Origin of the sequence: Pseudomonas sp. JBR1 (assembly GCF_028198185.1) — a bacterium.
Taxonomy (GTDB): Bacteria; Pseudomonadota; Gammaproteobacteria; order Pseudomonadales; family Pseudomonadaceae; genus Chryseomonas; species Chryseomonas oryzihabitans_E.
On record NZ_CP116340.1, the window covers coordinates 4451463 to 4462500 of the forward strand.

Below are 11038 nucleotides of genomic sequence, written 5' to 3' on the forward strand. Positions count from 1 at the left end.
GGGGTGAATGTCAGGCGCACTGCGCGGCGGGGCGCTTCGGGCTTATACTGCGCCGATTGTCGCAGGAGTCCCCATGAGTACCGAAGCTACCGAACTCAACAGATTGTACTGGCACAGCCGTCGCGGCATGCTGGAACTGGATGTATTGCTGGTTCCCTTCGTCAAGGAGGTCTATTCCTCCCTGGGCGCGGAAGACCAGGCCCGCTATCGCAAGCTGCTCGAGTGCGAGGATCAGGACATGTTCCACTGGTTCATGCAGCGCGGTGAACCGGAAGACGCTGACCTGCAGATCATCGTGCGCATGATCCTGGACCGTGTCCAGCCGGCTTGAGCCCTTCGAATGCCGCTGGAGCGCCTCCCCGGCGCTCCTCCGGCTGCACACCCTGGCCGCCTTCGCCGCGGGGGGCTGTCTCTGGCTCGCCGCCATCCCCTGGACGCTCAAGCCTCTCCTGACGCTGCTGGTGCTCTGGTCCTGGCACCGCGTGCGCTATCGCCAGCTCCAGCAGCGTCATCCCACGGTGCCCCGACGCCTGCGCCATGGCACGGAAGGTTGGCAGCTCTGGTCGCCCGCCAGCGGCTGGCAGGACGTCCAGTTGCGTCCGGACAGCCTGGCGTTGCCGCTGCTGGTGGTCCTGCGCTATCGCCTGCCTGGCGAAAGATTCCCTCGCAGTCTCTGCATTGCCCGCGACAGCTTGTCGGCGGACGCCCACCGCCGCCTGCGCGTCAGGCTTCGCTTCGCGCCACGCCGGTTCGCGGCGCCAGGATAGTGTCCCGGGCGCAGCCGTCGGTCTGCGGATAATCCAGGGTGAAGTGCAGGCCACGGCTCTCCTGGCGGGCGAGGGCGCTCTCGATGATCAGCTCCGCCACCTGCGCCAGGTTGCGCAATTCGATCAGGTCACGGCTCACCCTGTAGTTGCTGTAGAACTCGTCGATCTCGTCCATCAGCAGCCGGATGCGATGGCGGGCGCGCACCAGCCGCTTGGTGGTGCGCACGATGCCGACGTAGTCCCACATGAAGCGCCGCAGTTCATCCCAGTTGTGGGCGATCACCACGTCCTCGTCGGAATCCGTCACCTGGCTGGCATCCCAGTCGGGCAGGTCGTGCGGCATCGGAATCCGCGCTTCCTGCGCCTGGATATCCAGGGCTGCCGAGCGGGCATAGACGAAGCATTCCAGCAGCGAATTGCTGGCCATGCGATTGGCGCCATGTAGGCCGGTGCAGCTGGTTTCGCCGATGGCATAGAGGCCGGCGAGATCCGAGCGGCCATGCTCGTCGACGCGGACGCCACCGCAGGTGTAGTGCGCGGCAGGCACCACGGGTATCGGATCGCGGGTGATGTCGATGCCCAGTTCGAGACAGCGACGATAGACCGTGGGGAAGTGCTCCTGCACGAAGTCCGCCGGCTTGTGGCTGATATCGAGGAACACGCAGTCGATGCCAAGGCGCTTCATCTCATGGTCGATGGCGCGGGCCACTACGTCCCGGGGTGCCAGATCGGCGCGTGCATCGAAGCGTGGCATGAAGCGCTCACCCTCCGGCAGGCGCAGAACGGCGCCTTCACCGCGCAGGGCTTCGGTGATCAGAAAACTCCGCGCATGAGGGTGGTAAAGGCAGGTCGGATGGAACTGGTTGAATTCCAGGTTGGCCACCGAGCAGCCGGCGCGCCAGGCCATGGCGATGCCATCGCCACTGGCGCTGTCCAGGTTGGTGCTATAGAGGTAGGCCTTGCTGGCCCCGCCCGTGGCCAACACGGTGAAGCGTGCGTGCAGGGTATCCACCTGACCACTGGTCCGGTCCAGCACATAGGCGCCCAGGCAGCGCGCGCCCGGACGACCAAGCTTTTCGGTGGTGATCAGATCCACCGCCACACGCTGGCTCAGCAACTGGATGTTGGGGCGACCTTCGGCGGTACGCAGCAGGGTATCGAAGATCGCCATGCCGGTGGCATCGGCGGCATGGATGATCCGCCTGTGGCTGTGGCCGCCTTCACGAGTGAGGTGAAAGCCCAGGCCACCCTTGGCGGCATCCGGTTCGCGGGTGAAAGGCACTCCCTGGTCGATCAGCCACTGCATGGCCTCGCGACTGTGCTCCACGGTGAAACGCACGGCGGCTTCGTTGCACAGCCCGGCGCCCGCAACTAGGGTATCCTGAACGTGCGCCTCGACGGTGTCGCCCTCGTCCAGCACGGCGGCGACGCCACCTTGCGCCCAGTAGGTCGACCCCTGGGCCAGCTCACCTTTGCTCAGCACCGCGATCGACAGCGTTGCCGGCAGGTTGAGCGCGAGCGTGAGGCCTGCCGCGCCACTGCCGATTACCAGAACATCGAACTCCAGATGACGCGCCATGACGATTCCTTCTCAGCGAGACGGCGAGTATAGGAACAAGGTGGCTGACGGCATAGCCATCGCGCAGGTACGGTCAGGGAACTCGCAGGCTTCGTGTGCGGTCTATGTACAGATAATTGCCCATCCGTATGGCCGGAGTGCCTGAACGAGAATGGGACATCTGCCAAAGCTAAATCAGTGACACCCAGGAGCGATCAGCAGCCATCCAGCGCTCGCTCATCAACTGCTGTGGAGGGGAGAACTTACGTGCAACAGCCCAGTCTAGCAGCGCGCGTCGATAGTGAAAGCAAGGACGATACCGAGCTGCAAGCCAAGGACAGCAAGCAAGCCCTGCCCACGCAGGAGCAGGATCAACAACTTGTCGAGCGCGTGCAGCGCGGTGACAAGCGTGCCTTCGACCTGCTGGTGCTCAAGTATCAGCACAAGATCCTCGGTCTGATCGTGCGTTTCGTCCACGATACCCAGGAAGCTCAGGACGTCGCGCAGGAGGCTTTCATCAAGGCCTATCGCGCGCTCGGGAACTTCCGCGGTGATAGTGCTTTCTACACATGGCTTTATCGTATCGCCATCAACACGGCAAAGAATCATCTGGTTGCCCGGGGTCGTCGTCCACCGGACAGCGACGTCAGCGCCGAAGATGCGGAATTTTATGAAGGCGACCATGCTCTAAAGGATATCGAGTCCCCAGAGCGGTCCCTTTTGCGGGATGAGATCGAGGCCACCGTGCACCGGACCATCCAGCAGCTCCCGGAAGATCTGCGTACCGCGCTGACCCTTCGTGAGTTCGAAGGCCTCAGCTACGAGGACATTGCCAATGTTATGCAATGTCCCGTGGGAACGGTCCGGTCTCGGATTTTCCGAGCTCGGGAAGCGATAGACAAAGCATTGCAGCCCTTGCTGCGTGATGCATAGACAGCGGCGACAGCTTTTAGAGAGGTAATACGTATGAGTCGTGAAGCCCTGCTGGAATCCCTGTCCGCTGTTATGGATAACGAAGCGGACGAATTCGAAACCCGGCGTGTCATCGCCGAGGTCAGCAAGGACCCGGAATTGCGCGCCACCTGGTCGCGCTACGCCATGGTCAGTGCCGTGATTCGCGGCGAGCCCATGATGCCGAACCTGGACATCGCCAAGGGCGTCACCACCACGCTGGAGCGTGACGAAGCCGTTGTGGCTCCGGCAGCCCCCGTTGCTGCCCAAGTCACCAAGGGTCGCTGGTCGAGCCTGGGTCGGGTTGCGGTAGCAGCCTCCGTGACCTTTGCCGTACTGGCTGGTGTGAAGGTATACAACCAGTCTGACGTTTCCACCCAGGGTCTGGCCCAGCAGGCACCCAGCCAGCTGACCGTGCCGCAACCCGCTCGTAGCCCGGCCGTATTGGCCAGCTTCAGCGAGGAAAGCACCAAGGCCAATGCTGAGGTCAAAGCTGATCAGTCTGCTGTAGGTGAAAAGCAGGAAACCCCTGCCCAGCGTTGATCCGCTGGCTTCACCTCGAAACGGTGTCCGGACGTCCAGTTCCGGGCACCGTTTTTTTTCGCCTGCAGGTTTTCCTTCAGGCCGCAAAATGCTTCGAAAGCTATCGTTCAGCAAGGGCGTGATATTCCTGCTGCCAGTCGTCTCTGACTGTGCTTCCTCTCGGGGCAGGGCAGTCCGCTAGCGATGTGTTCAAGTCATTGGATAGAGTGGAGCTGCATGCGCATGCGCAATTTCAAGCATTACACCGCTGCCCTGCTAGGGCTCTGGCTGATGGGACTGACGGCCATGGCTCGGGCCGATCTACCGGATTTCACTGGTCTGGTCGAGGCTGCGTCTCCCGCCGTTGTCAACATCAGCACCCGCCAAAAGATTTCCGAAGGCCGTGGCGTCGGCGCCATGACCATGCCCGATCTGGAAGGCCTGCCGCCGGGCATTCGTGAATTCTTCGAACGCAGCATCCCGCAGATGCCGCGCAGCCCGCGTGGCAAGCAGGAGCAGGCCCAGTCGCTGGGTTCCGGCTTCATCATCTCGCCCGATGGCTACATCCTGACCAACAACCATGTGGTCGCCGATGCCGATGAGATCCTGGTGCGTCTATCCGATCGCAGCGATCACACCGCCAAGCTGATCGGCGCGGATCCCCGGACCGACGTAGCTCTGCTGAAGATCGATGCCAAGGACCTGCCCACCCTCAAGTTGGGCAACTCCGATCAGCTCAAGGTTGGCGAGTGGGTACTGGCCATCGGTTCGCCCTTCGGCTTCGATCACTCGGTGACTGCCGGTATCGTCAGTGCCAAGGGACGCAGCCTGCCTAACGAAAGCTATGTGCCCTTCATCCAGACCGACGTGGCCATCAACCCGGGTAACTCCGGTGGCCCGCTGTTCAACCTGAAAGGCGAAGTGGTCGGGATCAACTCGCAGATCTTTACCCGCTCCGGTGGCTTCATGGGGCTGTCCTTCGCCATTCCGATCGACGTCGCCATGAACGTGGCCAATCAGCTGAAGACAGAAGGCAAGGTCAGTCGTGGCTGGTTGGGTGTGGTCATCCAGGAAGTGGACAAGGATCTCGCCGAGTCCTTTGGTCTGGATCGCCCTGCCGGCGCCCTGGTCGCCCAGATTCTGGACGACGGCCCTGCCGCCAAGAGCGGGATCAAGGTTGGTGACGTCATCCTCTCGGTCAACGGCCAGAAAATCGAAGAATCCGCCGACCTGCCGCACCTGATCGGCAATCTCAAGCCGGGTGCCAAGGCCGACATGGAGATCATTCGCGAAGGCAAGCGCCAGAACCTCAGCGTCACCGTAGGCGACATGCCCAAGGATGACCAGGCCGCTTCCGGTGGCGAGCCAGGCTCTGATCGTGCCAGCAATCGCCTGGGTATCGCCGTGGCCAATCTGACCCCTGAGCAGAAGAAGACCATGGACCTCCAGAGTGGCGTGGTGATCAACAAGCTCAGCGGCGATGGTCCTGCCGCAGCCATTGGCCTGCGCCCGGGCGATGTCATCACTCACCTGAACAACCAGCCCATCGATTCGGCCAGCGCCTTCGAGAAGATCACCTCCGCCTTGCCGGCCGGGCGTTCCATCTCGATGCGCGTAGTACGTGATGGTCGGGCCAGCTTCATTACCTTCAAGCTGCCCGGCAAGTAATCGGCAGGCTCAGCAGCGAAGGGGCAGGCGACTGCCCCTTCTTTTTGTCCGCTCGAACGGCGGAGTCTCCCTTGTTTGCCGCATTCAGGTAAACTTCCCCGCTATTTTCCCGGCGGATGTTCCGCTGCTGGCTATTCGAGTGCTGATACGTGAGTGATCTGAGCCATATCCGCAATTTCTCCATCATCGCCCACATCGATCACGGCAAGTCGACACTTGCGGATCGGTTCATCCAGATCTGTGGTGGTTTGAGCGACCGAGAAATGGAGGCCCAGGTCCTGGATTCCATGGACCTCGAGCGCGAGCGCGGCATCACCATCAAGGCCCACAGCGTCACGCTGTATTACAAGGCCGAAGACGGCAAGACCTACCAGCTCAACTTCATCGATACCCCCGGCCACGTCGACTTCACCTACGAAGTCAGCCGGTCGCTGGCCGCCTGCGAAGGGGCGCTGCTGGTGGTGGACGCGGGGCAGGGCGTTGAAGCCCAGTCGGTTGCCAACTGCTACACCGCCATCGAGCAGGGCCTCGAGGTCATGCCGGTGCTCAACAAGATGGACCTGCCCCAGGCCGAGCCGGACAAGGTCAAGGCCGAGATCGAGCACATCATCGGCATCGACGCTACCGACGCCGTCCCTTGCAGCGCCAAGAGCGGCATGGGCGTGCCCGAGGTGCTGGAGCAACTGGTCAAGGTCATTCCGCCGCCCCAGGGTGAAATCGATGCGCCCCTGCAGGCGCTGATCATCGACTCCTGGTTCGATAACTACCTCGGCGTCGTCTCGCTCGTGCGTGTCAAGCATGGTCGGGTCAAGAAGGGCGACAAGATCCTGGTCAAGTCCACCGGCAAGGTGCACCAGGTCGACAGCGTCGGCGTCTTCTCGCCCAAGCACACCGAAATGCCCGATCTGAAAGCGGGCGAAGTGGGCTTCATCATCGCCGGTATCAAGGAAATCCTCGGTGCCCCGGTCGGTGACACCCTGACCCTCAGCGCTACGCCGGATGTCGCCATGCTTCCGGGCTTCCAGCGGGTCAAGCCGCAGGTCTATGCCGGTCTGTTCCCGGTCAGCTCCGACGACTTCGAGGATTTCCGCGAAGCGCTGCAGAAGCTCACTCTCAACGACGCGGCCCTGCAATACGAGCCGGAAAGCTCCGAGGCCCTTGGCTTCGGCTTCCGCATCGGCTTCCTCGGCATGCTGCACATGGAGATCATCCAGGAACGCCTGGAGCGTGAATACGATCTCGACCTGATCACCACCGCGCCGACCGTGGTCTTCGAGGTGGTGCTCAAGGATGGCAGCACCATCTATGTCGACAACCCGTCCAAGCTGCCTGACCTCGCCTCCGTCGCCGAGATGCGCGAGCCCATCGTGCGCGCCAACATCCTGGTACCCCAGGAGCACCTGGGCAACGTCATTACCCTGTGCATCGAGAAGCGTGGCGTCCAGCGCGACATGCAGTTCCTCAGCAGCCAGGTGCAGGTCAGCTACGACCTGCCAATGAACGAGGTGGTGCTGGACTTCTTCGACCGCCTGAAGTCGGTGAGCCGAGGCTATGCGTCGCTGGACTACAGCTTCGATCGCTTCGAAGCCGCCAGCCTGGTCAAGCTCGACGTCCTCATCAACGGTGAGAAGGTCGATGCCCTGGCCCTGATCGTCCATCGCGACAAGGCGCACTACAAGGGTCGCGCCCTGACCGAAAAGATGAAGGAGCTGATCCCGCGGCAGATGTTCGACGTGGCGATCCAGGCCGCCATCGGCGGTCAGATCGTCGCCCGTACCACCGTCAAGGCGCTACGCAAGAACGTTCTGGCCAAATGCTACGGTGGTGACGTCTCCCGTAAACGCAAGCTGTTGGAAAAGCAGAAGGCGGGCAAGAAGCGCATGAAGCAGGTCGGTAGCGTGGAGATTCCTCAGGAGGCCTTCCTGGCCGTGCTCAAGGTGGATAGCTAAAGCCCATGTCTTTGAACTTCCCTCTGTTGCTGGTACTCGCCGTCGCCATCTGTGGCGCCCTGGCGCTCATCGATCTGCTGGTGCTCGCGCCGCGTCGGCGCAAGGCGATCCAGACCTACGGGCAGCAGGTCGGCGAGCCTGATCCTGCAGTACTGGAGCAGTTGAACAAGGAGCCGGCGCTGGTCGAGTACGGAAAGTCCTTCTTTCCCGTACTGGCCATCGTGCTGATCCTGAGGTCGTTCCTGGTCGAGCCCTTCCAGATTCCTTCGGGATCCATGAAGCCGACCCTGGAAGTGGGCGATTTCATCCTGGTGAACAAATTCGCCTATGGCATTCGCCTGCCGGTGGTCGACCTCAAGGTCATTCCGATCGGGGACCCGCAACGGGGTGACGTCATGGTGTTCCGCTATCCCAGCGATCCCAGCGTCAACTACATCAAGCGCGTCGTCGGCGTGCCAGGCGACAGCATCCGCTACACCAGCGACAAGCAGCTGTACGTCAACGGCCAACTCGTCAGCAAGCAGCTGGTGGGCGACGAGCCGGGGTCCCTGGGCAGCGTCAAGTTGTTCAAGGAGCAACTCGGCAAGACCGAGCACCTGATCCGCGAAGAAATGACCCGCTACCGCATGGAGCCCGACCACGAATGGAAGGTGCCGGCGGGGCACTACTTCATGATGGGCGACAACCGCGACAACTCCAATGACAGCCGTTACTGGGACGATCCCAACATTCCCCGTGATCTGCTGGGCATGGTTCCGGACCGCAACATCGTCGGTAAGGCGTTCGCCGTCTGGCTGAGCTGGCCTGAGCCCAAGCTGCAGAGCATGCCCACCCTGTCCCGTGTAGGTATCATCAGATGACTGAGCGCAGAGTGCCTCGCCTTCCGTCCCGCCAGCAGGGGCTGTCGTTTCTGGGCGGTCTGCTCGCACTCTGCGTCATTGCCTTCCTGGCCAGTACGGCCATGAAGCTCGTTCCCCATTACCTGGACTACAATGCTCTGACCAAGGTCATCGAATCCATCGGCGACAATCCCGATAACCAGATTCGCAGCGTGTCCGACGTCTACAGCTACGTGGGGAAGGGTATGCAGGTGAACGACATCCGTGATCTCGATCTGCAAAAGGCCATGCGCGTCGAAGCCGACGGCAACCATCTGCAGATCCGCCTCGACTATGAAAAACGTGAACACCTGATCCGCAACATCGATCTGGTCGTTCGTTTCAATCGTGATTTCCGTATAAATCTCCCGTGACTTTATCTCTAGATCGCCTCGAGCGTCGGCTGGGTTATACCTTCAAGGACCCGGACCTGATGCTGCTCGCCCTTACGCACCGCAGCTTTGCCGGTCGTAACAATGAACGCCTTGAATTCCTCGGCGACGCCATTCTCAACTTCATCATCGGTGAAGCCCTCTACGATCACTTCCCCCAGGCTCGCGAAGGCCAGCTGTCCCGTTTGCGGGCCAAGCTGGTGAAAGGCGAGACCCTGGCGCTGCTCGCCCGTAGCTTCGAACTGGGCGATTACCTGCGCCTGGGTTCCGGTGAGCTGAAAAGTGGTGGCTTTCGCCGCGAGTCCATCCTGGCCGATGCCATGGAAGCCCTGATCGGCGGCATCTATCTGGATGCCGGCATGGATGCCGCCAAGGACCGGGTAATGGCCTGGCTCGGCCCCCAGTTGCGCGAGCTGACGCCGGTGGATACCAACAAGGATCCCAAGACCCGACTGCAGGAGTTTCTCCAGGCACGTGCCTGTGACCTGCCGCGCTACGAAGTGGTCGCCATCGAAGGCGAACCGCACTGCCGGGTCTTCTTTGTCGAATGCGAGATCGCCATGCTCAATGAAAAGACGACAGGGCAGGGCGCCAGCCGCCGGATCGCCGAACAGATAGCCGCCTCGGCGGCCTTGATCGCCCTGGGCGTGGAGAATGGTCATGAATGATGAGCTGAAGGCATCGCGCTGCGGCTATGTGGCCATCGTTGGTCGTCCCAACGTCGGCAAGTCCACGCTGCTCAATCATATCCTCGGGCAGAAGCTCGCCATCACGTCGCGCAAGCCGCAGACCACCCGTCACAACATGCTCGGCATCAAGACCGAGGGTGAGGTGCAGACCATCTATGTGGACACTCCCGGTCTGCACAAGGAAAACCAGAAGGCGCTCAACCGCTTCATGAACAAGACGGCCGTCACCGCGTTACGCGATGTGGACGTGGTGGTCTTCGTGGTCGATCGTACGCGCTGGACCGACGAGGATCAGATGGTGCTGGAGCGGGTCCGCTTCGTGAAGTGCCCGGTACTGCTCGCCGTCAACAAGATGGATCGCCTGGAAGACAAGGCCGACATGCTGCCGCACCTGCAGTGGTTGCAGGAGCAGCTGCCGGAAGCCACGCTCATTCCGGTCTCCGCCCAGCACGGCCACAACCTCGACGCCCTCGAAGAGCTGGTTGCCGAACGCCTGCCGGAAGGCGATCACTTCTTCCCGGAAGACCAGATCACCGACAGATCCAGCCGCTTCCTGGCAGCCGAGCTGATCCGCGAAAAGATCATGCGTCAGCTGGGGGCGGAATTGCCTTACCAGGTCGCCGTCGAGATCGAGGAATTCAAGTACGAGAACGGCGTGCTGCACATTCATGGCCTCATTCTGGTCGAGCGTGATGGCCAGAAGAAAATCCTCATCGGTCAGGCCGGCGAACGCATCAAGCGCATCGGCCAGGAAGCCCGTCACGACATGGAAACCCTGTTCGACGCCAAGGTCATGCTCAATCTCTGGGTCAAGGTCAAAGGCGGCTGGTCCGATGATGAGCGCGCACTGCGCTCTCTGGGTTATTCCGACCTCTAGCGATGCAGGCGTCCGAGCCGCTGTTCGTCCTGCATTCGCGCCCCTATCGGGAAAGCAGTGCGCTGGTGGATGTATTCGGCGCCTTCGGACGGATCCGTACGGTGCTGCGCGCAGCCCGCTCTCGCTCCGGTAGTCTGGCCAGGCCTTTCATTCCGCTCGAAGGCCAGGTCACCGGACGCGGGGAGCTGAAGAATCTGCAGAAGGTGGCGGCCCTGGCGCCACCCTATCTGCTCCAGGGACAGGCGCTGTTCAGCGGTTTCTATCTCAATGAACTCCTGGTTCGGCTACTGCCCGCCGAAGATCCCTATCCCGCCCTGTTTGAGCTCTATGGTCTGACCCTGGCTGCCCTTGCCCAGGGACGCCCGGTCGAGCCTCTGCTGCGGACCTTCGAATGGCGCCTGCTCGATCTCCTGGGCTATGGCTTCTCGCTGTCCCATGGCCTGGATGGTCAGGTCATCGAAGATCAACGCCTGTATCGCTTCATTCCAGACCAGGGCTTCGAGCCCGTCGATGAGGTTCGTCCCGGTTGCCTGGCCGGCGCGGAAATCCTGGCACTGGAGCGTGGCGAGTGGGACGATCCTACGGTCGTTCGGGCTGCCAAGCGCTTGATGCGTCAGGCCCTGGCGCCGCACCTGGGTAGCAAACCCCTGATGAGTCGCGAATTGTTCGCCAAGCCAAGTGAATAAACCATGAAAGAGTTCAGTCGAGTTCTGTTGGGCGTCAACATCGATCATGTCGCCACCCTGCGCCAGGCCCGGGGTACGCGTTACCCTGATCCGGTCAAGGC

General features: G+C 61.7%; 13 protein-coding genes (1 of these 13 running past the window's edge). 12 read left to right on the top strand and 1 reads right to left on the bottom strand.

Annotation, left to right across the window (positions count from 1 at the left end; all coding sequences use genetic code 11):
- Positions 1–73 precede the first annotated feature (73 nt).
- A complete protein-coding gene (locus tag PJ259_RS20600; protein ID WP_027603054.1) occupies positions 74–331 on the top strand; it encodes an FAD assembly factor SdhE in 258 nt (85 codons plus the stop codon).
- Positions 315–767: a protein YgfX gene (locus PJ259_RS20605; protein ID WP_271654005.1), complete on the top strand. Its 453-nt coding sequence runs from the start codon at positions 315–317 to the stop codon at positions 765–767. Before PJ259_RS20600 ends, PJ259_RS20605 begins: the two co-directional genes overlap by 17 nt.
- Here PJ259_RS20605 and nadB read toward each other — a convergent pair.
- Positions 724–2346, bottom strand: coding sequence for an L-aspartate oxidase (gene nadB / locus PJ259_RS20610; RefSeq protein WP_271654006.1), 1623 nt, complete (start codon positions 2344–2346; stop codon positions 724–726). The genes PJ259_RS20605 and nadB overlap by 44 nt on opposite strands.
- A gap of 330 nt (positions 2347–2676) precedes the next feature.
- Between nadB and rpoE the strand changes: the two genes are divergently transcribed.
- The 10 genes from rpoE to pdxJ form a co-directional block, all read left to right on the top strand.
- A complete protein-coding gene (rpoE, locus tag PJ259_RS20615; RefSeq protein WP_026083736.1) occupies positions 2677–3258 on the top strand; it encodes an RNA polymerase sigma factor RpoE in 582 nt (193 codons plus the stop codon).
- A gap of 33 nt (positions 3259–3291) precedes the next feature.
- Complete coding sequence (locus tag PJ259_RS20620; protein ID WP_271654007.1) at positions 3292–3819, top strand: sigma-E factor negative regulatory protein; 528 nt, start codon at positions 3292–3294, stop codon at positions 3817–3819.
- A 222-nt stretch (positions 3820–4041) separates the two neighbouring features.
- On the top strand, positions 4042–5466 hold the full coding sequence (locus PJ259_RS20625; protein WP_271655902.1) for a DegQ family serine endoprotease: 1425 nt from the start codon (positions 4042–4044) through the stop codon (positions 5464–5466).
- Positions 5467–5615: 149 nt separating this feature from the next.
- Entirely contained in the window at positions 5616–7415 is a 1800-nt protein-coding gene (gene lepA / locus PJ259_RS20630) for a translation elongation factor 4 (protein ID WP_271654008.1), read from the top strand.
- Positions 7416–7420: 5 nt separating this feature from the next.
- A complete protein-coding gene (lepB, locus tag PJ259_RS20635) occupies positions 7421–8275 on the top strand; it encodes a signal peptidase I (RefSeq protein WP_059313747.1) in 855 nt (284 codons plus the stop codon).
- Positions 8272–8667 (top strand): DUF4845 domain-containing protein, encoded by a 396-nt coding sequence (locus PJ259_RS20640; protein WP_059313748.1) that lies wholly within the window; start codon positions 8272–8274, stop codon positions 8665–8667. Before lepB ends, PJ259_RS20640 begins: the two co-directional genes overlap by 4 nt.
- A complete protein-coding gene (gene rnc / locus PJ259_RS20645) occupies positions 8664–9353 on the top strand; it encodes a ribonuclease III (RefSeq protein WP_007161997.1) in 690 nt (229 codons plus the stop codon). The genes PJ259_RS20640 and rnc overlap by 4 nt, the downstream gene beginning before the upstream one ends.
- Positions 9346–10251 carry a GTPase Era gene (gene era / locus PJ259_RS20650; protein WP_059313749.1) on the top strand — a complete coding sequence of 302 codons (906 nt, stop codon included), beginning with the start codon at positions 9346–9348 and terminating at the stop codon, positions 10249–10251. The genes rnc and era overlap by 8 nt, the downstream gene beginning before the upstream one ends.
- Before the next feature lie 2 nt (positions 10252–10253).
- Complete coding sequence (gene recO, locus PJ259_RS20655; protein WP_271654009.1) at positions 10254–10937, top strand: DNA repair protein RecO; 684 nt, start codon at positions 10254–10256, stop codon at positions 10935–10937.
- 3 nt (positions 10938–10940) lie between these two features.
- Positions 10941–11038, top strand: partial view of a pyridoxine 5'-phosphate synthase gene (gene pdxJ / locus PJ259_RS20660; RefSeq protein WP_271654010.1) — the start only. 643 nt of this gene lie beyond the right edge of the window; only the first 98 of its 741 coding nucleotides appear in the window; the start codon lies at positions 10941–10943; its stop codon lies off the right edge, out of view.

Excerpts from the sequence above, each read along its gene's own strand:
- PJ259_RS20640 (WP_059313748.1), top strand. The coding sequence starts at position 8,272 with ATGACTGAGCGCAGAGTGCCTCGCCTTCCGTCCCGCCAGCAGGGGCTG.
- era (WP_059313749.1), top strand. The coding sequence starts at position 9,346 with ATGAATGATGAGCTGAAGGCATCGCGCTGCGGCTATGTGGCCATCGTT.
- PJ259_RS20600 (WP_027603054.1), top strand. The coding sequence starts at position 74 with ATGAGTACCGAAGCTACCGAACTCAACAGATTGTACTGGCACAGCCGT.
- PJ259_RS20620 (WP_271654007.1), top strand. The coding sequence starts at position 3,292 with ATGAGTCGTGAAGCCCTGCTGGAATCCCTGTCCGCTGTTATGGATAAC.
- nadB (WP_271654006.1), bottom strand. The coding sequence starts at position 2,346 with ATGGCGCGTCATCTGGAGTTCGATGTTCTGGTAATCGGCAGTGGCGCG.
- lepB (WP_059313747.1), top strand. The coding sequence starts at position 7,421 with ATGTCTTTGAACTTCCCTCTGTTGCTGGTACTCGCCGTCGCCATCTGT.
- recO (WP_271654009.1), top strand. The coding sequence starts at position 10,254 with ATGCAGGCGTCCGAGCCGCTGTTCGTCCTGCATTCGCGCCCCTATCGG.
- PJ259_RS20625 (WP_271655902.1), top strand. The coding sequence starts at position 4,042 with ATGCGCAATTTCAAGCATTACACCGCTGCCCTGCTAGGGCTCTGGCTG.